The sequence below is a fragment of the Glycomyces tarimensis genome, assembly GCF_054776215.1.
This window is the reverse complement of sequence record NZ_BAAHCB010000004.1, coordinates 249,627-271,738: the sequence shown is the minus strand read 5'-3', so window position 1 is coordinate 271,738 and position 22,112 is coordinate 249,627. Positions and strand designations below refer to the sequence as shown.

At 69.4% G+C, this 22,112-nt stretch carries 18 protein-coding genes; 5 read left to right on the top strand and 13 right to left on the bottom strand.

Annotated features, from left to right (window positions below; translation table 11 throughout):
• Nucleotides 1-58: 58 nt before the first annotated feature.
• Nucleotides 59-1,201, top strand: coding sequence for a PQQ-binding-like beta-propeller repeat protein (locus ACYVK3_RS05095; protein ID WP_460496178.1), 1,143 nt, complete (start codon nucleotides 59-61; stop codon nucleotides 1,199-1,201).
• Nucleotides 1,202-1,258: 57 nt separating this feature from the next.
• On the opposite strand, the gene cimA is transcribed toward ACYVK3_RS05095, so the two are convergent.
• The 7 genes from cimA to rimO all read right to left on the bottom strand — a co-directional run bounded on the left by cimA (nucleotide 1,259) and on the right by rimO (nucleotide 8,162).
• Nucleotides 1,259-2,863: a (R)-citramalate synthase gene (gene cimA, locus ACYVK3_RS05090; protein WP_460496176.1), complete on the bottom strand. Its 1,605-nt coding sequence runs from the start codon at nucleotides 2,861-2,863 to the stop codon at nucleotides 1,259-1,261.
• A gap of 241 nt (nucleotides 2,864-3,104) precedes the next feature.
• A complete protein-coding gene (locus ACYVK3_RS05085; RefSeq protein WP_460496175.1) occupies nucleotides 3,105-3,824 on the bottom strand; it encodes an LPXTG cell wall anchor domain-containing protein in 720 nt (239 codons plus the stop codon).
• Nucleotides 3,825-3,841: 17 nt separating this feature from the next.
• Complete coding sequence (gene pspM / locus ACYVK3_RS05080) at nucleotides 3,842-4,639, bottom strand: phage shock envelope stress response protein PspM (RefSeq protein ID WP_460496174.1); 798 nt, start codon at nucleotides 4,637-4,639, stop codon at nucleotides 3,842-3,844.
• Nucleotides 4,640-4,660: 21 nt separating this feature from the next.
• Complete coding sequence (locus ACYVK3_RS05075) at nucleotides 4,661-5,530, bottom strand: PspA/IM30 family protein (RefSeq protein WP_460496173.1); 870 nt, start codon at nucleotides 5,528-5,530, stop codon at nucleotides 4,661-4,663.
• A gap of 118 nt (nucleotides 5,531-5,648) precedes the next feature.
• The gene (locus ACYVK3_RS05070) at nucleotides 5,649-6,077 is read right to left on the bottom strand and encodes a helix-turn-helix domain-containing protein (protein WP_460496172.1); all 429 of its coding nucleotides are present in this window, start codon (nucleotides 6,075-6,077) and stop codon (nucleotides 5,649-5,651) included.
• 55 nt (nucleotides 6,078-6,132) lie between these two features.
• Complete coding sequence (gene pgsA, locus ACYVK3_RS05065; RefSeq protein WP_460496171.1) at nucleotides 6,133-6,714, bottom strand: CDP-alcohol phosphatidyltransferase family protein; 582 nt, start codon at nucleotides 6,712-6,714, stop codon at nucleotides 6,133-6,135.
• Nucleotides 6,711-8,162, bottom strand: a complete 1,452-nt coding sequence (gene rimO / locus ACYVK3_RS05060; RefSeq protein WP_460496170.1) for a MiaB/RimO family radical SAM methylthiotransferase — start codon at nucleotides 8,160-8,162, stop codon at nucleotides 6,711-6,713. The genes pgsA and rimO overlap by 4 nt, the downstream gene beginning before the upstream one ends.
• 180 nt (nucleotides 8,163-8,342) lie before the next feature.
• Here rimO and ACYVK3_RS05055 point away from each other — a divergent pair, with 180 nt between their 5' ends.
• Entirely contained in the window at nucleotides 8,343-9,431 is a 1,089-nt protein-coding gene (locus ACYVK3_RS05055; protein WP_460496169.1) for a hypothetical protein, read from the top strand.
• 420 nt (nucleotides 9,432-9,851) lie between these two features.
• Nucleotides 9,852-11,912, top strand: a complete 2,061-nt coding sequence (locus ACYVK3_RS05050) for a DUF222 domain-containing protein (RefSeq protein WP_460496168.1) — start codon at nucleotides 9,852-9,854, stop codon at nucleotides 11,910-11,912.
• Here the strand turns inward: ACYVK3_RS05050 and ACYVK3_RS05045 are convergent.
• The 3 genes from ACYVK3_RS05045 to ACYVK3_RS05035 form a co-directional block, all read right to left on the bottom strand.
• The gene (locus ACYVK3_RS05045) at nucleotides 11,869-13,455 is read right to left on the bottom strand and encodes a BCCT family transporter (RefSeq protein WP_460496167.1); all 1,587 of its coding nucleotides are present in this window, start codon (nucleotides 13,453-13,455) and stop codon (nucleotides 11,869-11,871) included. The two genes, ACYVK3_RS05050 and ACYVK3_RS05045, sit on opposite strands and share 44 nt — an antisense overlap.
• A gap of 58 nt (nucleotides 13,456-13,513) precedes the next feature.
• A complete protein-coding gene (locus ACYVK3_RS05040) occupies nucleotides 13,514-14,374 on the bottom strand; it encodes an SDR family NAD(P)-dependent oxidoreductase (RefSeq protein ID WP_460496166.1) in 861 nt (286 codons plus the stop codon).
• 97 nt (nucleotides 14,375-14,471) lie between these two features.
• Entirely contained in the window at nucleotides 14,472-16,775 is a 2,304-nt protein-coding gene (locus ACYVK3_RS05035) for an FtsK/SpoIIIE family DNA translocase (protein WP_460496274.1), read from the bottom strand.
• A gap of 333 nt (nucleotides 16,776-17,108) precedes the next feature.
• On the opposite strand from ACYVK3_RS05035, the gene ACYVK3_RS05030 reads away from it, so the two are divergent.
• Complete coding sequence (locus tag ACYVK3_RS05030; RefSeq protein ID WP_460496165.1) at nucleotides 17,109-17,810, top strand: SDR family oxidoreductase; 702 nt, start codon at nucleotides 17,109-17,111, stop codon at nucleotides 17,808-17,810.
• Between the two features lie 56 nt (nucleotides 17,811-17,866).
• Nucleotides 17,867-18,511, top strand: a complete 645-nt coding sequence (locus ACYVK3_RS05025; RefSeq protein ID WP_460496164.1) for a hypothetical protein — start codon at nucleotides 17,867-17,869, stop codon at nucleotides 18,509-18,511.
• A gap of 60 nt (nucleotides 18,512-18,571) precedes the next feature.
• Here the strand turns inward: ACYVK3_RS05025 and ACYVK3_RS05020 are convergent, their stop codons facing one another.
• The 3 genes from ACYVK3_RS05020 to thyX all read right to left on the bottom strand — a co-directional run bounded on the left by ACYVK3_RS05020 (nucleotide 18,572) and on the right by thyX (nucleotide 22,037).
• On the bottom strand, nucleotides 18,572-20,263 hold the full coding sequence (locus ACYVK3_RS05020) for a ribonuclease J (protein ID WP_460496163.1): 1,692 nt from the start codon (nucleotides 20,261-20,263) through the stop codon (nucleotides 18,572-18,574).
• Entirely contained in the window at nucleotides 20,263-21,156 is an 894-nt protein-coding gene (dapA, locus tag ACYVK3_RS05015) for a 4-hydroxy-tetrahydrodipicolinate synthase family protein (protein ID WP_460496162.1), read from the bottom strand. Before dapA ends, ACYVK3_RS05020 begins: the two co-directional genes overlap by 1 nt.
• A 128-nt stretch (nucleotides 21,157-21,284) precedes the next feature.
• Nucleotides 21,285-22,037: an FAD-dependent thymidylate synthase gene (gene thyX, locus ACYVK3_RS05010; RefSeq protein ID WP_460496161.1), complete on the bottom strand. Its 753-nt coding sequence runs from the start codon at nucleotides 22,035-22,037 to the stop codon at nucleotides 21,285-21,287.
• Nucleotides 22,038-22,112: the final 75 nt, after the last annotated feature.

Here is a 22,112-nt window from a genome sequence, read left to right as displayed (position 1 = left end):
ACCGGACTCGCCGCGTCGGATCCGACGCGCACCGCGCAGGCCGTGCGAAACTGCCCGGATGCGCCGACTGATCACGCTCTTCGCACTGTCCGCCCTGGTGCTGTGCGCCCAAATTCCGGCGGGCGCGACCGACTCCGAACTGCCTCGTACCACCGCGTCGTTCAACGACGACGTCCGCAAGGTCGCCTACGACGGCGACGTGATCTACGCGGGCGGCATGTTCACCCGCGCCCGCGACGTCGACGGCTCCTTCGCGACCCGCCACTACCTGGCGGCCGTCGACTCGGCGAGCGGCGGGCTGCTGCCGTTCGCCCCCGTGCTCGACGGGCAGGTCTACGACGTGATCACCACCGCCGACCACCTGTACGTCGCCGGCGACTTCCGCCGCGTCGACGGCGTCTCGCTGCCGCGTCTGGCGCGCTTCGCGCTCGACACCGGCGAGCTCGACGAAACGTGGAGGCCGAACCCGTCGGCGACGGTGTTCGCCGTCGAACCGGTCGGCGACACGGTCTACCTCGGCGGGCGCTTCGGCTCCGTCGGCGGGCACGCCCAGTGGTACCTGGCGGCGGTGAGCGCCTCCGACGGCGCCCCGATCACGTCCTTCGCCCCGCGTCTCCAGGAAGGCTCGGTGCGCGACATCGAGTCGGGCCACGGCCGGCTGTACGCCTCGGGCGGGTTCAGCTACGTCGAAGACGACAAGAAGTTCGGGAAGCTCGCCGCGTTCGACCCGTCCACCGGCGGCCTCGACCGCTCGTTCCAGGCCACGGTGTACGTGCTCACGCGCCAGATCGCCCTCGACGGCGAGCACGTGTACGGGGCGCTGGACGGGCGCGGCGGCGAGATCCGCGCGTTCGACCGCTCGGGCGAGGCCCTGTGGCACCAAGGCGTCGACGGCGGCATGCAGGCCGTGACGGTGTGGGGCGGCGTCGTCATCGGCGGCGGGCACTTCGACCTCGCCTGCGAGACGAACAAATCCGGGCCGCGGGGCGAGTGCCTCGACGGAGTCAAGGCCGAGCGCGGCAAGCTTCTGGCCATCGACCGGGACGGGAACCTGCTGCCGTGGAACCCCGGAGCGAACGGCGTCATCGGCGTGTGGGACCTCAAGACCCATCCCGAGGGCACGAGCCTGGCCGTGGGCGGCGCGTTCACCACCTTCGGCGGCGGCTCGATGGAGCAGAAGCGGTTCGCCGTCTTCGACTGACCGGCAGCGCGAGAGCGGCCCCGGGACTTGTGGTCCCGGGGCCGCTGTTCGCTTGCGCTACCGGCGGTTGAGCCCGTAGGCCAGTCCCTCGGCGAGGGCGTTCCAGGACGCCTCGATGAGGTTGGGGGCGACGCCGACCGTGGTCCACTCGGCTTCGCCGTCGCTCATGGTGATCAGGACGCGCGTGACCGCGTCGGTACCGGTCGAGCCGGCGAGGATGCGGACCTTGAAGTCCGACAGGCTCAGTTCGGCCAGGCGCGGGTGGCGCGCGGCCAGCGCGCTCCGCAGGGCCGCGTCGAGGGCGTTGACCGGGCCGTTGCCCTGGGCGGTGGCGATGACGCGCTCGCCGTCGACGTCGAGGCGGACGGTGGCCTCGGAGACGGTGGCGCCCTCGGGGTCGTGGTCGACGATGACGCGGTAGGTGTCGAGCGCGAACGGGCGCGGCAGGCCGCCGGAGAGCTCGTCGCGGACGAGCAGCTCGAAGGAGGCGTCGGCGGCCTCGAACGACCAGCCCTTCGCTTCGAGTTCCTTCACGCGTTTGGTGATGCGGTCGAGCGCGTCCCTGTCGCCGGACAGGTCGACGCCGAGCTCGCGGCTCTTGAGCTCCACCGAGGCGCGCCCGGCCATCTCGGTGACGAGGATGCGCATGTCGTTGCCGACGACCTCGGGTTCGATGTGGTTGTACAGCGCCGGGTCGGCCTTGATCGCGGAGGCGTGGATGCCGGCCTTGTGCGCGAACGCGGCGTGGCCGATGTAAGGGGCGTGCTCGTTGGGAGTCATGTTGGCGATCTCGGCGATGGCGTGCGAGATGCGGGTCATCTTCTCGAGGCAGCCGTCGGGGAGGACCTTCATGCCGAGCTTGGTCTCGAGGTTGGCGATGACGGTGAACAGGTCGGCGTTGCCGGGGCGCTCGCCGTAGCCGTTCGCGGTGCCCTGGACGTGCATGACGCCGGCCTGGACGGCGGCGAGGGTGTTGGCGACGGCGCAGCCGGTGTCGTTCTGCGCGTGCATGCCCAGGCGGATCCGCTCGGCGGGCAGGTGGGCGGCGAGGCGCGAGCGCAGTTCGGTGACGGCAGCGGTGATGTCGGCGGGGATGCGACCGCCGTTGGTGTCGCACAGGACGACCGCTTCGGCGCCGGCTTCGAGCGCGGTGCGCACCACCAGGGTGGCATAGGCCGGGTCGTGGCGGAAGCCGTCGAAGAAGTGCTCGCAGTCGATGAACACCTGCCGGCCGTGCTCGCGGCCGGTGGCCACGGAGTCGGTGATCATCGTCAGATTCTCGTCGGCGGTGGTGCGCAGGGCCTGCTCGACATGGCGCATGTCCGACTTGGCGACCAGGCACAGCACTGGTGCGCGCGAGTCCAGCAGGGCGCGGAAGCCCGGGTCCTCGACGGCGGTGGTGCCGGCTCGGCGGGTCATGCCGAAGGCGACGAGCTTGGCGTGCTTGAAGTTGAGCTCTTCGGCCGCTCGAGCGAAGAATTCGGTGTCGGAGGGGATCGCGCCGGGCCATCCGCCCTCGATGTAGTCGACGCCCAGCTCGTCGAGGAGCTCGGCGACGGCGAGCTTGTCGGCCACCGAGTAGCGGAGGCCCTCCATCTGCGCGCCGTCACGGAGCGTCGTGTCGAAGACGTGGAAGTCCTCGACGTTGTGTGTTTGCGTCACGTTGTGCTCCAGGTAGTTTCAGATCCGATTGGGCTGCTGCGAGGGCCCGCCTGAACGATGACTTGGCCCCAACGAAAAAGACCCCCTGCGGACGCAGGAGGTCTGGCGCTCGGCGGTGGCATCTATTACCGGTGCTCCGCCAGGCGCCCGCAGCGAATAATGAGCTGGAAGGTCACGGTTGGAAGTATGCCACCGGTCACCCGCGCGAGCCAGGACTTCCCGCGATGTGAGACGCGAGGTGTCACCATTGGGTGCGCAGCGTCTTCCGGCGCCACCACAGCGTGAGCACCGCGCCGGCGGTCACCGCGGCGAGGCCGCCCACCGCGGCGGCCGCGATGCCCGCGCCGGTCTGCGGGAGTTTCGGCTGCGAGGCCTGGCCGACCGGGGTCTCCTGCCCCGGCGGCGCTTCCGAAGGCACCGAGCTCGGTGTCGGGGAGGGCGAACCGGAGCTCGCGAAGCGCCACTCCTGGCTGTGCAGCGACTTCTCGACGTCGTGCACCTCGACCGCCTGACCGTCGGCGACGGTGTTGCTCGGAGCCCCGAGCATGTGCCCCTCCGGTGTGATGAACCGCGCGTCGTGGTGGCCGGCCCTGGTGTCGGTCAAGACCTGCCACCACGGCTCCTCGACGCAGTCGACCAGCTTCACCGGCGCGGCGATCGCGCCCTCGGCCATCGCTTCGGCCGCGAGGCACTGGCCCGTCTCGTCGTGGACGATGGCGATCGCGCCCTCGTAGTCGGGCTCGGCGACGTTGTCGCGCTCGGGCGGGACGAGCCGCCACAGCGTCTGCCCGCCCTCGGCGAACACGGCGCCCTCGTCGGTCCAGGTCATCGGCAGATCGGGATGGTCCTTCAAGTACAGCAGGGCCGGTTCCTCAGGCAGCTCGACGGCGTTCGCCGGAGCCGCCCAGGACAACAGCGCGACGGCCGCGAAGGCGGCGGTCCGGATCAACAGGGTACGCATACCCGAATTAGATCAAATTAGGATGTTTCACCTTGTTGCAGGCGGATTCGCCCCCGGATCTCGCTCGCCGCGTCCCCGGCGGCACGCAGCCGATCGGCCGCGTCGGTCAGCGTCTCCAAGGTGGCGTCCGCCGAGCTCGACGCCAGCGCCTCTCGCAGCCCGATCGAGCCGGCCAGACACTCGCCGGCGGCGGCGACCATGTCCTCATAGGCGTCGACCCCCGCGACCAGTCGCTGCACGAGGCGGTCGCGGTCGGCCTCCAGGTGTTCGCGCCTCGGACCCGAGGCGACACTCATCGCCTGCTCGACGTCGCGGACCGTCAACGCCAGGTAAAACAACTCGGGCCCGGCCGTCGCGGCCCCGCCCAGCGCCGCCGTGGCCTCCGGGTTGCCCTCCAGCCGCTGGGCGAGCTGCTCGGCGGTGGCGCTGGCCCGTTCCAGGCGCTGATAGGGACCGAGTGCGGCGCTACGGCGGAACTGCGAGCGCATCCGGCCGCGGCGCAAGGCGTCGGCGGCCTCGCCGAAGAAGCCGCGGGCCTCCTGGCGCAGGCCGGTCGGGCCGTGGAGTTCGAGCGATATCCGCTCGGCGGGCATCACCAGCGACAGACGCCGGTAATCGAGCCAGCGGACCGCGGCGAGCGCGGTCGACAGCCCCGCGGTGACGACCCAGACCCCGTCGGAGCCGGTGACGCCGTCGAAAGGGACGAAGAACGCCGACCCGGCGACGGTGGCGCCGGAGACGGTCGTCCAGAACCGCGCCGCGGACAGCCGGGACCGCAGGCGCCGAGCGGCGCGCTTGCGGGCCTTGGCGTCCACGGGGCGTCGTCCTCCGGTGGCTTACTGAGTCTTGGCGGAGTCGGACTCGGCCTCGGCGGTGCCGTCGTCATCGCTCAGGCTGGCGCGGATGTCGGCGAGGCGGGCGTTGGTCGCCGATTCCTTGGACTCGACGGCGGGGGTGGAGGACTTGTCGGAGCCCGACAGCTTCTCGCCCTCGAGGGAGGCCCGGATCTGCTCCAGACGGGAGGCGCCGGCCATGTCCCGGGTGGCGCGATTGACCTCGAGCATGCGGCCCTCGACGGAGCTGCTGGCCAGTTCGGCGCGGCCCATGGCGTTGGAGTAGCGGCCCTCGATCTTGTCGCGGATCTCGTCGAAGTTCGGCACGTTGCCCGGGGCGGCGGTCTGCGACATCGATTCCAGGGACGAGGCGATGGTCTCCTGCATCTTGGCCTGCTCGAGCTGGCCGAGGAGCTTCGTGCGCTCCTGGAGCTTCTGCTGCAGGACCATCTGGTTGTTCTCGACGGCCTTCTTGGCCTGGTCGGCGGCATTCAAGGCCTGGTCATGCATGGTCTTCATGTCTTCAAGGGACTGCTCGGTGGAGACCAGCTGGCCGGCGAGGATCTCGGCGGTGGACTCGAATTCCTGGGCCTTCTTCTCATCACCTTCGGCACGCGCCTTGTCCGACAACACCAAAGCCTGCCGCGCCTGCGCCTGCAAACGCTCCATTTCGGCCATCTGCCGGTTGAGCTTCATTTCCAGCTGGCGCTGGTTCCCGATAACCGAGGCGGCCTGCCCAACCAGCACCTGGTGCTGCTTCTGCGCTTCCTCGATCGCCTGCTGGATCTGGATCTTGGGATCAGCGTGCTCGTCGATCTTCGCGCCGAACAGCGCCATCATGTATTTCCAGCCCTTGACGAACGGATTGGCCATTATCGGGGTCCCTTCGGTGATGTCTGCAACGCCGACTTCCTTATAGTGTCGGACATCCCCGCCAACAATGTGCGACAGGGTGACGCCTCAATCGCCAAAACTACATCATCGGTGGCGTTCAGGCGGCTGCGCGGACAGCCGAATCGGTCACTTCGCCACGACGGTGACGGGGACGCACTTGCGCGATGGAAGTAGGCGACGCCGGCGGCGCGTGACGGCGGCGGCGCGACTGCTCCTCGGCGCCCTCCTTGTCACGCGGCAGCGGCAGCACCGCGACCGAACGCCCTTGCGCGGGCACGCTGTCGTCCCTCTTTTCGTGGGCCGCGACCTCGAGCGACACCTCCGCGAGGACCTCACTCAGGCGGACCTGCAGGGCCCCGCACACCGACGCGAGGAGCTCGCTGGACGGTTCCTTGTGGCCGCGCTCGATCTCCGAAAGGTAGCCGAGGCTGACATTGGCCTGCTTGGAGACGTCGCGAAGGGTCCGCTTCTGTGCGCGACGGCGCCGACGCAGGGTCTCGCCCAACAGTTCCCGCAACAACACCATCGAACTCTCCTCCACGCCGCTATCGCTCTCACGAGCCTAAGTGGGTCCTGCAAGCCTAGCGCGTCGCCCCCGGCTCGCTCCCCCTCAATTTAAAGGCTTTCCAGAGGTAATCAATTCCCGTCCCGACCGTGAGGAACACCGCCGCGCCCATGAGCACCGGCCCGATCAGGTCGAGCGGCTCGGGCCACGGCCACAGATACCAGGCCACGGCCGCGATCTGGAGCACGGTCTTGAGCTTCCCGCCGCGCCCCGCCGCGATCACCGCGTGCCTGAGCACCGCCACGCGCAGCGCTGTGATGCCCAGCTCCCGCAGCAGGATCACCACGGTGACCCACCACGGCAGCACGTCGTAGAAGCTCAGCAGCACCAGCGCGGTGCCGATGAGGGCCTTGTCCGCGATCGGATCGGCCATCTTCCCGAATTCGGTGACCAGACCGCGCGAGCGCGCCAGCCACCCGTCCACGAAGTCCGTGGCCGAAATGAACACGAACAGCACGCACGCCAGCATCCGCCAGCCCGAGTGCTCCATGCCCGAGACGATCACGCACACCGCGAAGAGCGGGACCATGAAGATCCGGGCCACCGTCACGACGTTGGCGATGTTCCACGGCGACACCGGCCGGGGCTCGGACTTCACCAGGATTCCTCCACGACCTCGGCGACAAGGTCGACGCCGCTGGAATCGACGACCTTCGCCGTCACGAATTCGCCGACCTCCAAGCCCTCGACCTCACCGACCAGCGCGATCGAACCGTCGACCTCGGGCGCCTGATGGGCGCCGCGGCCATCGACTCCATCGTGTTCGACCGACTCGACCAGGACCGTCATCACCTCGCCGACACGGTCGGCGGCGCGCTGGCTGACCAGCTCGTCGACGAGCATCGACACGCGCGTGACCCGCTCGGCGACGACGTCCTCGTCGACGTGCCCGTCGAGCGCGACCGCCTCGGTGCCGTCCTCGTCGGAGTAGGCGAAGACGCCGGTGGAGTCCAGGCGCGCCTCCGAGAGGAAGCCCATCAGCTCCTCGACGTCCTCCTCGGTCTCCCCGGGGAAGCCGACGATGACGTTCGTGCGGGCCCCGGCCTGGGGCTCGCGTTCACGGATCTGCTGAAGCAGCGCCAGGAACGACTCGGTGGAGCCGAAGCGGCGCATGCGGCGCAGCACGGTGGCCGAAGAGTGCTGAAAGGACAGGTCGAAGTACGGGACGACCTTGTCGATGCGGCACATCGCCTCGATCAGCCCCGGGCGCAGCTCGGCGGGCTGAAGGTAGGACAGCCGGATCCACTCGATGCCGTCGATCGCGGCCAGGGACTCGAGCAGGTGCTCCAGAGCGGCCGGGTCGGACAGGTCCTTGCCGTAGGAGGTCGTGTTCTCCGAGACGAGGTTGAGCTCCCTGACGCCGTCCGAGGCGAGCCAGGCGGCCTCGGCGAGGATCTCCTCGGGCGTGCGGGAGACGAAGGAGCCGCGGAACGACGGGATCGCGCAGAAGGTGCAGCGCCGGTCGCAGCCCGAGGCCAGCTTGAGGTTCGCTACCGGTCCCTCGGAGAGCCGGTGCCGCATCACCGTCAGATGGGCCGGGGCGCCGGAGAGCTCGGCGGCCTCGGAGGCCTGCTCGGCGCGCGAGTGGCCGGGCACGACCGCGGCGGCGTCCTGGCGCGCGGCGGGCGCGAGCGGCAGGAGTTTGCGGCGGTCGGTCGGCTGGTGCGACTCGACCTGGCGGCCGGCGAGAATGTCGTCGAGCCGGGCCGCCATGTCCGGGTAGTGGTCGAAGCCGAGAACGGCATCGGCCTCGGGCAGGCTCTCGGCGAGCTCGTTGCCGTAGCGCTCGGCCATGCAGCCGGTGGCGACCACCTTCGCGCCGGTGTTCGAGGCGTCGAGCAGCACGTCGATGGACTCGGCCTTGGCCTGCTCGATGAATCCGCACGTGTTGACCATGACCACGTCGGCGTTCTCACCGTCGTCGGTGATGCGCCAACCACCGGCCGCCAGTCGGGCGGCCAGTTCTTCCGAATCGGTCTCGTTGCGGGCGCAGCCGAGCGTGAGGACCGCGACGCTCTTGGCGGCCGGGTGAGCTGATGACACCACAAAAGCGTACCTACCGACGCGCGCCGACTGCCCGGGCGGCGGCCCGGGCCACAGTGATTCCCACACGGTAAAGTGGCGCACCTCTCCCGACTCGCCCGATTCCGCGAGAAAGCCCCCAAGATGGCCACAGTGCTGTACTATGCTTCTCGCGCCATTGCGTCGATGCCATAGGCTGGTCTCATGTCCCTCATTGGCATCGCCCCTGCCCGCCCCCGCGCCCTCCGGAGAACCGCCGCCGTCGCCGCCGCGGCGCTCGCCGCGCTGACCCTGAGCGCCTGCGGGGCCGCCCCGACCGGCACCCTGAACACCCGCGCCGGATACACGATCTCCAGCACCGACATTCCCGTCTCGATCTGTCCCGAGGGCGACGAATCGCGTCTGGCCCCTGACGAGGGCGCCCTCATCGGCGCCCACTTCGCGCTCCGCGTCGAATGCGTGATCTCGTTCGAGGAGTTCCCCGAGGACTTCCAGCTCGAATATCTGTTCGGGGAGGACGCACAGCTCTACCCGCCCGCCGAGGGGCACGAGTTCACCATGGTCCAGTTCGCACCGGACCCGGGCGTCGAGGGCCTGTACGAGGCCGACTCGCAGACCGACTTGACCGCCGAGCTCGCCATCGGCGAGGAGCAGTGGACCTTCGACGGGGAGGTGCCGCCGCCCGGCTCGGTGTACCTGGCCGTCGCCGAGACGGACGCGGCGGTCTCGCTGGCGGTCACCGACGCCGAGCGCACCCAGTCGATCGACCTGCGCGAGCGCACCCGTTCGGACATCGTCCAGGCGCTCTACCACGGCTCGCGAAACGAGGTCACGACCGAGTACGTGGAGAACTCGATCGATGCGTACACGACGAGCGGCAACTATGAGTACTGGGTGGAGGACTGGGTCTACAGCACCAACTTCGTCGCCACCCGATCGGTGTACACCCCGGGCGAGGGCTGGGTGGCCGAGCTCGACAGGGCGGTGCTGTCGATCAGCTTCGTGTGGCTGCACTCCGGCAGCGGCCTGGTCTGGGAGATCGACCCGGCCGACACCTTGACGGTCTCCGGGCCCGACGGGGAGATGGCGGCGGCGAACGTCGACTTCGAGACCGAGGACTGGGACGAGGACGGCGAGCTCAGGTACTACAGCATGACCTACGACATCCCGGCCGACGCGCTGGCGTTCGACCTCGTATTCGCACCCAGAGGGCCGATCGCCTGGCCCGACGAGGGCGTCGACATGCCGATCTCGGGAGAGAAGACCCACGAGCTGTCGGTGGACTTCTCCTAGATCCTCGCCGGTCGGTGCAGTCGGCGACGTTCGGGATGCGTTGATGGACGCTGATGGACGCTGATGGACGCTGATGGACGCCTGGGGAGCCCGGCAATGGAACTTATCCGGGTGGCGGGAACGGTGTGGGGTTGATGGTTGCGCTGCGCTAAAGGCGTCAGCGACGAAGAGGTGAGTGCTTTGTGGAGGCCGCGTTGGCGGGCGTGGAGGTCCACTTTGGGTGCGGGCCGAGGTGACGGTGTCAGTGTGCCTCCGGTTTGCCATGCGGGGCAAGGCTTCTCGTGGTTCCGGGCGGCGGAAACGTGAGTGTTTTCCCACCCTAATGGGTGATGACAAAGGCTTTGTGACCTGGGAGAATAGAGATATAGCACGAACCAGCGGAAACAGCAGGTTCGTACGAGACCTCAAGGGAGGTGTCAGATGGCCAAAGCGACCAGGAAGCCCAGCAGGACCGAGCGGAGCGAGCGGGCAGCGGCCATCCACACCCACCTTGATGAGGCCGCCGCGTTGATGAACTCGGTGCACGCGCGGGTGCTGTCGGACGTCATCGACGCGAAGGCATGGAACATTCACCGCGACTGCGATGGCTTCTCCGCCCTGCGCGAATGGTTGGTCTCGACCTTCGACTTCCACCTGCGCGTCGCCGCCGACCTCGCCGCGATCGCCCGCACGGCAGGGAAGTTCACCGTCCTCGCCGAGACCGCCACCTCCGCTGCGGCGCGGATCGACCGGGTCGCGGCAGCCGTGCGCCGCCTGGACGCGACCAAGGCCCTGCGGGTCTACGCCCGGACTCCCTACAAGGAGCCGGTGCCCTCCCCGTTCGACGTCGAGACGCTCTGCCCGACGCCGGAGCACCTGATCGCGCAGTACTGCATCCACGCCACCGTCAAAGACGTCCACGCCCAACTCGACGAACTCCAAGCCGCCCTCGACTCCGGTGAGGAGCTGTTGGACGGGCTGGGGCAGCAGTCGTTGCAACGCCTGGATCTGGTGGAGACCGAGAACGGCATGTTCGTGCTCTCGGGCCTGCTGTCGGCCGACACCGGGAAGCTGTTCGCCAAGCTGTTGACCACCGCCGTCCCCCCGCCGCGTCAGGACGAGGTCGACGCCGACGGGTCGCTGCCGCCTGCGGCGAACCGCCGCGCCGAGGCCTTCCACCAGGTGCTCGCGGCCCATGGGAACGACCCGCACGCGGCCAAGCGGCACGGCCACACCGCCACCCTGCACCTGTCAGTCGACATCGACACCCTCGCCGGACACGACACCGGACGCGTCGCCACTCTCGAAGGCGACCCGATCAGCCTGGGTAAGGCCCGCCTGCTCGCCTGCGAAGGCCTGGTCATCCCCAACGTGTTCAACTACCGCACCGGCGAAGCGATCGAACTCGGCCGGGCCCTGCGCCTGCCGAACTCGGCGCTGCGCAGGAAGCTGGAACTCGAGCAGCCCGGCGGGTGCGCGTGGACCGGCTGTCTCGCACCGGTCCAGTGGACCGAAGCCCACCACATCCGCCACTGGGCGAATGGTGGACCGACTGTGGCGGAGAACCTGATCCTGCTGTGCCGGTTCCACCACGGCCGCATCCACACCCCCGGCTGGACCATCACCAAAACCGGACCCGGTAAGGCCCTGATCGTCCACCATGAGGGGCACGAGGACACCGACCCCGACCTCACATGCGGCTGCGCCGACTGGCGGACTGACGCGGACTTGGATGCCGACTTCAGCGACGACATCGCGAACGCCTTCCCCACCGGCCTGTACCCCGAAGAATGGTCGGAGACACTGAAACCCGACCTCGAAGCCGCTGCCGAACAGGCCGAGACCGAGCAGGTCATGGCCGCCGCGAAAACCGCACGCGCCAAACTGCGAGCACGCTTCACCACCCCGACACCCCGGCCTGAACCCGCGACCGAACCCGAACCGGCTTCAGCACCGACACCCGACCCGGAGCAGGGCCAGAGGCGGGAATACGAGACTTCGACACCACTGACCGAGGCGAAGCAGATTCGCGAACCGGTCGGGGCCGCACCGGCACCGGACTACGGACCGCCGCCGGTCTTAACCCGCCCGCTGCGGGATGCCGTGGCGGGGAAGACACCTCATAGGCCGCCAGCTCGAAACCGACAACGGCTTCGAGCACATTCCCATGCCCACACCCCGAACCGGACCACAGATCCCTCGAATCCGCCGCGCAGCCAGTCCCAATCCGACCCGGCACGGCACCACCGACCACCTCCGCGCCGACCAACCCGACACCAGCCCACCTCCCACCGCTTTTGTCGCCGCCATAGCGCAGCCGGGCCATCCACGACACCGACCCCGCCAACGCCCCCGCGACCATTGCCGGACTCAACAGGCGACCCCGCCCGACCACACCGTGTGCCCCACGGCCCTGGTGCATTCCGGCGTACTTCTCGCCGAGGCGGAACCATTGCCGCTAATTTCGTTGTGAGTCTGCGTTGGCTGCTCGTCCGTCCCTGACCGGGGCCGCACCAGGATCGGTCCGCAGTTCTCTGTACAGCGCCCAGCACATGCCGAAGAGGATGAACGTGTACGGGAGGGCCACGAGCGTGACGGCGTCCTGGAGCGCTCTGAGCCCGCCCACGGCCAGCAGCACTGCCGCGACAGCGCCGATGAGCACGCCCCAAGTGACCACGACCCAGCGGTTGGGGCGCATCCTCCCCCGGCCGGTCAGCGTGCCGAGGACCAGGGACGCCGAGTCGCCTCCGGTGATGAAGTACAGGCCGACCAGGACGATCGCGATTCCGCCGGTGATCTGGGCCAGAGGCATGGTCTCGAGAAGGCTGAACAGGGCCGTCTCGAGGCCCTGGTCCAACGACGCGACCAAATCGGCCTCACCGCTGAGCTGCGTTCGCACGGCGGTGCCGCCGACGACGGCGAACCAGACCGCGCAGCCGGCACTCGGCACCAGCAGCACACCGACGATGAACTCCCGGATCGTTCGTCCTTTGGAGACCCTGGCGATGAAGGTGCCGACGAACGGCGCCCAGCTCAGCGCCCAGGCCCAGAAGAACAGCGTCCAGTTCGCCAGCCATTCCTGGTCGGCGAAGGCGCCGGTCGTCGTCGCCAGCGAAGGCAGCTCGTTGAGGTAGGAACCGACGGTGGCGGGCAGCGAATCGAGCACATAGACGGTCGGGCCCACCGTCAGCAGGAAGGCCAGCAGCACCGAGGCGAGCACGATGTTGGTCGTGCTCATCGCCTTGATGCCCCGGTGGACGCCGCTGAACGCCGACACTACGAACGCGAGCGTCAGCGACCCCACGACCACGGTCTGGGCCGTGAGCGACGGCGAGAGTCCGAAGACCGACTCCAGGCCCGCCGTGATCTGCAGCGCGCCCAGTCCCAGGCTCGTCGCCGAACCGAACACGGTGGCGAACACGGTGAGCAGGTCGATCAGCTTGGCGGCCGAGCCCTCCGGTCCGCCTCGGCCGAGCAGTGGCACGAAGACCGACGAGATCCGGTTGCGGCGGCCCTTGCGGAAGGTCACGTAGGCCAGCGCCAGCCCCGTCATGCCGAACACCGCCCACGGGTGCAGAGTCCAGTGGAACACCGCCTGGCGCAGCCCGTCCTGCGCGGCCTGGGGCGTCCCCGCCTCGGCGCCGCTTTCCGGCGGCGGAGCGCTCAGATGCGACAGCGGCTCGGCGGCGCCGTAGAACACGAGCCCGATGCCCATGCCCGAGGCGAACATCATCGCCATCCACGGCAGGGTGGCGAACTCGGGACGGTCGTCATCGGCGCCGAGGCGGATGCGCCCGAATCGGCTCACGGCCACCGCCAGGCACAGGAGCACGAACAGGTTCAGCGCGCTGGTGAAGAGCCAGCTGAACTGGGCGATGACCCAGTCGAGCGCCGTGGAGGAGACGCGGCTGACCGTGTCGGGCGCGAGCACTCCCGCCGCGACCACCGACAGGACGAGGCCGGCCCCGACGGGGAACAGCAAGCCGTCGATGGCTCGGCGACGGTCGGCTTCCGAGCGCTCCGAGGAGGGTGTGGATTCAGCCATAGGCCTCGCATACCCGACCGCACCGGTCAGCAATCAGGGTGTATTCGAGCGCGCTCGGTCAGCCGCTCGCGGGCGGTGGCTTCTCGCCCTGGGCGATTATCGGGAACTCCGCGGTGGTCGAGAGGGTCTCGGCGATGTGGTCGCGGCGGCCGACGGTGGCGATCCGGTCCCAAGCGTGCGGGACGGCTCTCAGCATCGCCTTGAGCGGCTGCGGTGCGGCGTCGACGAAGACCTCACAACCGTCCTCCGCTCGGGTGCATGTCATGACGGCGTGGGCGCCTCGGCGGGTGTCGATGAGCGGCACCAGCGGCGCGAACGGGCTCTCCTCGCCCTCACGCAGCGACTCGGGAGGCTCGACCGGTCCGGGGACCACGGCGCTCACCCTGACACCCTCGATGTCGGCCAGTTCGCGCCTCAGGCAGTAGGTGATCGAGCGCATGGCGTCCTTGGCCGCGAGATACGCCAGGTGCATGGGCGGGCCCGGTCTGGAGAGGACGGACGGCACGTTGACGATGACGCCCGAGCCCTGCGATCGCAGATACGGCACCACCGCGTGCACGCCTTGGTACGTGCCGAACAGTCGGCGCTCGACGCGTCTTCGCCAGGAGGTGTCGGGGAACCGCTCGGCGGCGAGCATATTGATCGAGGCGGCGTTGACCCACGCGTCGATGCGCCCGAAGCGGCGGTGCACATCGGAGGCTATGGCTTTCATGGCGGCGGGGTCGGCTTCGTCGGCGGTGCGCACGAGCACGGCCGCGGCGCCGCGGCGGCATTTGGCCGCGACATGTTCCAGCGCCCCCTTGCGGCGGGCGATGAGCACCACGGCGGCGCCCTTGCGGGCGAAGGCCAAAGCGGCCTCGCGACCGACCCCACTGGACGCTCCGGCGACCGCCACCACCAGGCTTTTCATGTTTCTCATGGCCGTGCCGTACCCCGGAAGTGAATGTTTATGCAGCGGCGTCAGTGCCATTCCGAAGGGCGTTGGGCCACAAGGGACTGAAAGCGCCGGCGGGGCGTCACTCGCCTCGGATGGAGGCGATGACACCGTCCAGGTCGTCGGGCTTGACGAGCACGTCCCGCGCCTTGGTGCCCTCCGAGGGGCCCACGACGCCGCGAGTCTCCATCAGGTCCATCAGCCGCCCGGCCTTGGCGAAGCCGACTCGGAGCTTGCGCTGGAGCATCGAGGTCGAACCGAACTGGGTGGTGACGACCTGCTCGACCGCCTGGCACAGCACGTCGAGGTCGTCGCCGATGTCGGCGTCGATCTCCTTCTTCGCCCCCGGCGGTGCCGTGACCTCCTCGAGGTACTGCGGCTCCATCTGGGACCGCGCGTGCTCCACGGCCGCCTCGATCTCCTCGTCGCTCACCCAGGCGCCCTGGATGCGCTCGGGCTTCGAGGCGCCCATCGGCAGGAAGAGCCCGTCGCCGCGCCCCACGAGTTTCTCGGCGCCCGGTTGGTCGAGGATGACCCGCGAGTCCGACAGCGAGGAGGTCGAGAACGCCAGCCGGGAGGGCACGTTCGCCTTGATCAGGCCCGTGACCACGTCCACCGACGGCCGCTGGGTGGCGAGCACGAGGTGGATGCCCGCCGCGCGGGCGAGCTGGGTGATGCGCACGACCGCGTCCTCGACGTCTCTGGCGGCGACCATCATGAGGTCGGCCAGCTCGTCGACGATCACCAGCAGGTACGGGTGGGGGCGCAGTTCTCGCTCCGATCCGGGGTCCGCCTTGATCTCTCCTGCCCGGACCTTCCGGTTGAAGTCGTCGATGTGGCGCACGCCGGCCTTCGCGAGGTCCTCGTAGCGCATGTCCATCTCCTTGACCACCCACTGGAGCGCGTCCGAGGCTTTCTTCGGGTGCGTCACGATCGGGTGGACCAGGTGCGGGATGCCTTCGTAGTTGGTGAGTTCGACGCGCTTGGGGTCGATCAGGAGCAGGCGCACCTGCTCGGGCGTCGCCCGCATGAGCAGGGACGCCAGCAGCGCGTTGATGCACGAGGACTTACCGGAGCCGGTGGCGCCGGCGATGAGCATGTGCGGGGTCTTGGTCAGGTTGGTGAGGATGTAGCCGCCCTCGATGTCCTTGCCGAGCGCCACGATCATCGGGTGGTCGTCGGACAGTGCCGCCTTGGAGCGCAGGACGTCCCCGAGCGCCACGTCCTCGCGGTCGGTGTTGGGGATCTCGACGCCGATCGCGCTCTTGCCCGGGATCGGGTTGATGATGCGGATGTCGGAGCTCTTGACGGCGTAGGCGATGTTCTTGGAGAGCTGGATGATCCGCTCGACCTTGACGGCCGGGCCGAGCTCGATCTCGTAGCGCGTGACGGTGGGGCCGCGCGTGAATCCGGTGACGGCGGCGTCGACGTTGAACTGCTCGAAGACCTCCTGGAGTGCCGCGATCACGGTCTCGTTGGCCTTCGAGCGCTTCTTCGCGGCCGGGCCGGTGCTCAGCAGCTCCATCGGCGGTCGCCGGTAGTCGCCGTCCATCGCGGCCGTGCCCTCGGAGAGCGTGGGCTGCTCGACGCGCTTGGGCGGCGTCGTGTGCGTCGGCGGTTCGCGCTTCGGCTCGGGCTTAGCCTTGGCCTCGGACTCCGCCTCGGCCGCGGCGGCCTTGCGCTCGGCCAGCTCGTCGGCGCTGAGCTCGGGGACCTCTTCGGGCGAGAGTCGCGGCAGGACGGTGGTGGCGCGGTGGACGTTGCGGGCCTCTTCCTCCTTGAGGCGCTTGGCCTCCTCGCTGGCGCGCCGGGAGCGCGGAGTCGGCTCCTCGTCCTCGTAGGTGTCGACCTTGCCGGTGGCGAGGTCCCACAGCATCATGATCTTGCCGGGCACCTGGTTCAACGGCGTCGCCGTCGCGACGAGGACGCCGAACAGCAGCAGGAGGAACAGCAGCGGGAACGCCACGTACGCCGAGACGCCCATGGCCAGGCCGCTGCCGACGACCCACCCGATCTGGCCTCCGGCGGCCATGCGCTCCTCCATGTCGGTCGGCAGGCCCGAGATGAGGTGGAGCATGCCGAGACTGGCGAGCCAGATCGCGGTCCAGCCGACCAGGGCCCGCCCGTGGGCGTCCTCTGGCGGGCTCTGTCGCATGACGCGCAGTCCCCACAGGACGAGCAGGACGGGCAGTGCCCGGGTCGCCAGGCCCAGTGACCAGTCGAGGCCGAACGCGAAGTGCTCGCCGATCGGTCCGGCGACGTCGAACCAGACCGCGCAGGCGAGGACGATGGCGACGGCGATGAGGAGCAGGCCGAGACCGTCGCGCCGGTGAGCGGGGTCGATCTCACGGGCGGTGGAGGCCTCCTTGCCGACCGATCGCGCCATCCAGCCGGTGGCGCGCGCGGTGCCGACCCACAGTCCTCGCAGTCCGAGGCCGACGGCCTCGATGGGACCGGGGATCGCGTCGGCGCGGCGCTGCTTGGCGGTCTTGCGGGCCGCGGTGGACTTCTTCGCCGGCTTCTTGGCCGCCTTCTTCGCGGTCTTCTTCACCGGTTTCTTGGAGCCGGAGCCGCCAGACCGCCGCGCGGAACCCGCGGTCCGCTTGCGGGCGCTCTTTCGCGCCCGGGAAGTCCTGGCCATCATGTCTCATACGTTACCGCCCGCACGCGCCCGCTCGTAGTCGCGAGGCGCGAGCGGGGCTGCGACTAATGTGAGCGCATGCCGAAAACAGTTCTGGTGACCGGCGCCGGTCGCGGGCTCGGGAGAACCCTGGCCGAGCGTCTCAGCGCCCGCGGTGACACCGTCATCGCTCACGCCCGCAGCGAGTCCGCGCTCGAAGGCGTGCCGTGCGAGCGGCGGCTCGTGTTCGACCTGTCGCGTCCCGAGACCATCGCGCGCGCGGTGGCCGAGGCGGGCATCGAGCACCTCGACGCGCTCGTCCACAATGCCGGGGTCGCGCACGTCGCGCCGGTGGCCGGCCATCGCCTGGAGTGGTGGCACGAGACCATGGCGGTCAACGTCGTCTCCCCCGCCGAGCTGACGCGCGCCCTGCTGCCGGCGCTGCGGGCCTCCAGCGGGCACGTCGTGTTCCTGAACTCGGGCGCCGGGCTCGCCGCCGGCTCGGGCTGGAGCTCGTACGGAGCGAGCAAGCACGGCCTCAAGGCGCTGGCGGACGCGCTGCGCGCCGAGGAGCGGGCCGCCGGCGTCCGGGTCACGAGCCTGTATCCGTCGCATTTCGACACCGACATGCAGCGCAGCGTGCGCGAGCAGTCGGATTCCGACTACGACCCCGAGCGCGCCACCAGTGTCGATTCGATCGCGAAGGCCGTGGTGGACGTGCTGTACATGCCGACGGACATGGTCGTCAACGACGCTCGGATCGAGCCGCCGAACCCGCTGCCGATCCGCCCGAGGGCGTGAGCGGCGCCGATTCGCCCGTTCCCCGGGGGGCGCGGCCGACCGGTAGCATCGGCACGGTGAACGCCATGCCCCCCGAGGAACCCGATCGCCGACACGCGCCCGAGATGTCGTCCCCGGTGCCGCCTGCCCCGCAGCCCGAGCAGCCGCCGTCCGTTCGTCCGCAACCCGATTCGCCTTCACCGGTCGGGTTGATCGTCGCCGGCGCGGGCCTGATACTGCTGTGCCTGTCGGTGCTGCTGCCCCGCGTCGCGATCGACCTCGGCGGAGAGGCCGACTTGTCCTATTTCGGTTTCACGCAGCTCAGCGGCGAGCAGTTCGGGATCGACACGGCCACGGTGCTCCTCAGCGTGGCGCTGCTGTGCGTGGTCGGCCTGAGCGCCTCCCGCGTTCCGGCGCTGCGCTGGCCGAGCAGGCTCGCCGCCGTCGGGATCGCGGCGCTCACGGCCGCGTTCGCCTACCACCCGGTGACGGTGCTTCGGCAGACATTCGAGGCGTACGAGTCGGACGACCCGTCCGGGCAGATCGACGTCAGCGCCGACAACGGCATGTACATCGCCCTGTTCGCGGTGCTGCTGCTGGCGGTCAGCGCGTTCCTGATGCAGCGTCGGAGCCCCGAGCCGGTCGATGCGCAGCCGACCGCCCCGGCGCCGCCTCCGCCGCCGGGCGTCAATCCCACGATCAAGGTCACGCCGGACAACTGACCGGCGACGACGCGAGGAGGGGGACCGCAGGACGGCGGTCCCCCTCCTCGTGCGCGTTTCTCAGACCTCGAGGACGTGCGGGACGATCATCGGGCGGCGGCGGTAGGTGTCGTTGACCCACTTGCCGACGACCCGGCGCAGGATCTGCTGGAGCTGGTGCGGGTCGGAGACGCCGTCGGAGGCGGCTCGTTCCATCGCGTCGTCGATGAGCGGCAGGACGCCCTCGAACGCCTTCGGGTCCTCGGAGAAGCCGCGGGCCGAGACGGTCGGGCCGCCGACGACCTTGCCGTTCTCGGAGTCGATGACGACCGTGGCGGCGATGAAGCCGCCGTCGCCGAGGACGCGGCGTTCGTTGAGGACGGGCTCGCCGACGTCGCCGACGGACAGGCCGTCGACGTAGACGAGGTTGTTCGGAATGTGCCCGACGAGGCGGGCCCGGCCGTCGACGAGGTCGACGACGTCGCCGTTCTCGACGACGATGACCTGGTCGGCCGGGACGCCGGAGTCGATGGCGAGGCGCGCGTGCGCCTGGAGATGCCTGGACTCGCCGTGGACGGGGATCATGTTGGAGGGCTTGACGTTGTTGAGCACGTACAGCAGCTCTCCGGCGGGCGCGTGCCCCGAGACGTGGACCTTCGCGACGTCCTTGTGGATGACGGTCGCGCCGGTGCGGGCCAGGCGGTTGATGACGCCGTAGACGGCGGTCTCGTTGCCAGGCACGAGCGAGGAGGCGAGGATGACCGTGTCGTCGGGCTCGACGGTGATGTGCCGGTGGTCGCCCGAGGCCATGCGCCCCAGGGCGCTCATCGGCTCGCCCTGGGAGCCGGTGGACATGTACACGATCTCGTCGTTCGGGAGCCGTACGGCCTCGTCCATGTTGACCAGCAGGCCCTCGGGGATCTTCAGCAGGCCGAGGTCGCGGGCGATCGCCATGTTGCGGACCATCGAGCGGCCAACGAAGGCGACCCTGCGGCGGTGCGCCCATGCGGCGTCGAGCACCTGCTGGACCCGGTGGACGTGGCTGGCGAAGGAGGCGACGATGATGCGGCCCTTGACGTCCTCGAACAGCTTGTCCAGGACCGGGCCGATCTCGCGCTCGGAGGTGACGAACCCGGGGATCTCGGCGTTGGTCGAGTCCGAGAGCAACAGGTCGACGCCCTGGTCGCCGAGGCGGGCGAAGCCGGCGAGGTCGGTGATGCGCCCGTCGAGCGGCAGCTGGTCCATCTTGAAGTCGCCGGTGTGCAGGACCAGGCCCGCGCCGGTGCGGATCGCGACGGCCAGCGCGTCGGGGATCGAGTGGTTGACGGCGAGGAACTCCAGGCCGAACGGACCCCGTTCGATCGTGTCGCCTTCGGCGACGATGCTGCTCACCGGCTTGATGCGCCGCTCGCGGAGCTTCGCCTCGACCAGCGCCACGGAGAACTTGGAACCCACCAGCGGAATGTCGTTCTTGTGCTCCAGGAGGAACGGGATGCCGCCGATGTGGTCCTCGTGCCCGTGGGTGATCACGATCGCCTCGATGTCGTCGAGGCGGTCGAGGATGGGGGTGAAGTCCGGCAGGATCAGGTCGACGCCGGGCTGCTCGACGTCGGGGAAGAGCACGCCGCAGTCGACGATGAGGAGCCGTCCTTCGTATTCGAACAGCGTCATGTTGCGGCCGATGGCGCCGAGGCCTCCGAGGGGGAGCACGCGCAGGCCGCCTTCCGGCAGCTTGCCGGGTTCGCGGAGATTGTCGGGTCGGGTCAGACTCATCAGACGTCCTTGACGGTAGCGAGGTTCTCGGCGATGAAGTCGGCGATCACCGCGTCGGCGGGCGTGAGCGGCAGACGCGGCTCGCCTCCGGGGAGTCCGCGTTGGGCCAGCGCGCATTTCACGGCGGTGACGCCCTGGGCGGGGCCCTGGAGGGCCCGCATGGCCGGGAGCAGTGCGTCGTTGATCTGGGAGGCGCGTTCGACGTCGCCGTCGTCGAAGGCGTCGAACATGGTGTTGATGTGCTTGCCGACGAGGTGGGCGATGACGGAGACGACGCCGACCTGCCCGGTGGCGTAGGCGGCGAGGTTGAGCGCGTCGACGCCGCAGTAGAAGGCCAGGCCCGTGGCGACGCGGATGCGCTGGCTGGCCGAGAGGTCGGCGGTGGCGTCCTTGCAGGCGATGATGCGCGGGTGGTCGGCGAGGCGGAGGTACGAGGATTCGGTGATGGGCACGCTCGAGCGCGGCGGGATGTCGTAGAGCATGCACGGCAGCTCGGTCGCGTCGGCGATGGCGTTGAAGTGGGCCTCGATGCCTTCCCGCGGGGGCCGCGAGTAGTACGGGGTGACCATCAGCAGGCCGTTCGCTCCGGCCTTCTCGGCCTCCTCGGCGAGCTTGACGGAGTGGCGGGTGTCGTAGGTCGAGGCCCCGGCGACGATGTGGGCGCGGTTCCCCACGGCCTCGACGACGGTCTCGATGATCTGGGCCTTCTCGGCGTCGGTGGTGGTGGGCGATTCACCGGTGGTGCCGTTGAGGACCAGTCCGTCGCAGCCCTGCTCGTCGACGAGGTAGCGGGCCAGTTCGGCCGCTCCCGGGACGTCGAGTTCGCCCGACGGCGTGAACGGCGTGATCATGGCCGCCAGAGTGCGCCCGAATGGGCGGGTCACGTTGCGCATTTGTTTTCACCAATACTGAATTGAGGCGGATCGGGTGCGTCGTCGCCCGGCCGCTCGTTCGTTTCACTGTCTCAAGTTTCGCTGCCTGCCGTGCTGCTTTACGGTGGCTTCCAACGTCTGCGCCCCGGTCAGCCCTCGGTGACGTACGGGCTGTGGGCGACTTCGGTGCCGTCGTCGAGCGAGGCGATCGCGAAGTCGGCGAAGATGTTCGCGGCTTTGTCCTGGAGCTGCCGCAGGCATTCGATGGCCAACGCGCGGATCTCGACATCGGCGTGCTCGGAGGCGCGCATGGCGATGAAGTGCCGCCAGGCGCGGTAGTTGCCGGTGACGACGATGCGGGTCTCGGTGGCGTTGGGCAGTACTGATCGCGCCGCCTGGCGCGCCTGCTTTCGGCGCAGCGTGGGGTTCGCGATGTCGGCGAACTTCTTCTCGAGGCCTTCGAGGAGGTCGTTGTAGGCGCCCTGGGCCGCCTCGGCGGCGGCCAGGAAGCGCTCGTGGAGTTCGGGGTCGTCGGCGATGACGTCGGGCTCGACCATGGCCGCGGAGCGCTCGGGGACGTAGCGCTGCGACAGCTGGGAGTAGGAGAAGTGGCGGTGGCGGATGAGCTCGTGGGTGAGCGAGCGGGAGATGCCGCCGATGTAGAAGCTGACGCTGCCGTGCTCGAGGACCGAGAGGTGCCCGACCTGGAGGATGTGGTCGAGGTAGCCGGCGTTGGTCGCGGTCTTGGGGTTGGGCTTCTTCCAGGACTGGTAGCAGGCGCGGCCGGCGAATTCGGCGAGGGCCTCGCCGCCGTCGGCGTCGGTGGACCAGGGGATGTCGTTCGGGGCCTCGAAGTGCGTCCAGGCGATGAGTCGGACGTCCATCGGTACGATTTCGGGCATGCCCCGCTCCCCCTCGTGATCGGTTTGCTTACAGCTGGTTATTTGCTCTATGAGCGTACTCGGACGGTGGTTGTG

Excerpts from the sequence above, each read along its gene's own strand:
- ACYVK3_RS05055 (WP_460496169.1), top strand. The coding sequence starts at position 8,343 with ATGTCCCTCATTGGCATCGCCCCTGCCCGCCCCCGCGCCCTCCGGAGA.
- ACYVK3_RS05045 (WP_460496167.1), bottom strand. The coding sequence starts at position 13,455 with ATGGCTGAATCCACACCCTCCTCGGAGCGCTCGGAAGCCGACCGTCGC.
- ACYVK3_RS05020 (WP_460496163.1), bottom strand. The coding sequence starts at position 20,263 with ATGAGTCTGACCCGACCCGACAATCTCCGCGAACCCGGCAAGCTGCCG.
- ACYVK3_RS05095 (WP_460496178.1), top strand. The coding sequence starts at position 59 with ATGCGCCGACTGATCACGCTCTTCGCACTGTCCGCCCTGGTGCTGTGC.
- ACYVK3_RS05035 (WP_460496274.1), bottom strand. The coding sequence starts at position 16,775 with ATGGCGCGATCGGTCGGCAAGGAGGCCTCCACCGCCCGTGAGATCGAC.
- ACYVK3_RS05085 (WP_460496175.1), bottom strand. The coding sequence starts at position 3,824 with ATGCGTACCCTGTTGATCCGGACCGCCGCCTTCGCGGCCGTCGCGCTG.
- dapA (WP_460496162.1), bottom strand. The coding sequence starts at position 21,156 with ATGCGCAACGTGACCCGCCCATTCGGGCGCACTCTGGCGGCCATGATC.
- thyX (WP_460496161.1), bottom strand. The coding sequence starts at position 22,037 with ATGCCCGAAATCGTACCGATGGACGTCCGACTCATCGCCTGGACGCAC.
- ACYVK3_RS05030 (WP_460496165.1), top strand. The coding sequence starts at position 17,109 with ATGCCGAAAACAGTTCTGGTGACCGGCGCCGGTCGCGGGCTCGGGAGA.
- ACYVK3_RS05075 (WP_460496173.1), bottom strand. The coding sequence starts at position 5,530 with ATGGCCAATCCGTTCGTCAAGGGCTGGAAATACATGATGGCGCTGTTC.
- ACYVK3_RS05070 (WP_460496172.1), bottom strand. The coding sequence starts at position 6,077 with ATGGTGTTGTTGCGGGAACTGTTGGGCGAGACCCTGCGTCGGCGCCGT.
- ACYVK3_RS05050 (WP_460496168.1), top strand. The coding sequence starts at position 9,852 with ATGGCCAAAGCGACCAGGAAGCCCAGCAGGACCGAGCGGAGCGAGCGG.
- ACYVK3_RS05040 (WP_460496166.1), bottom strand. The coding sequence starts at position 14,374 with ATGAGAAACATGAAAAGCCTGGTGGTGGCGGTCGCCGGAGCGTCCAGT.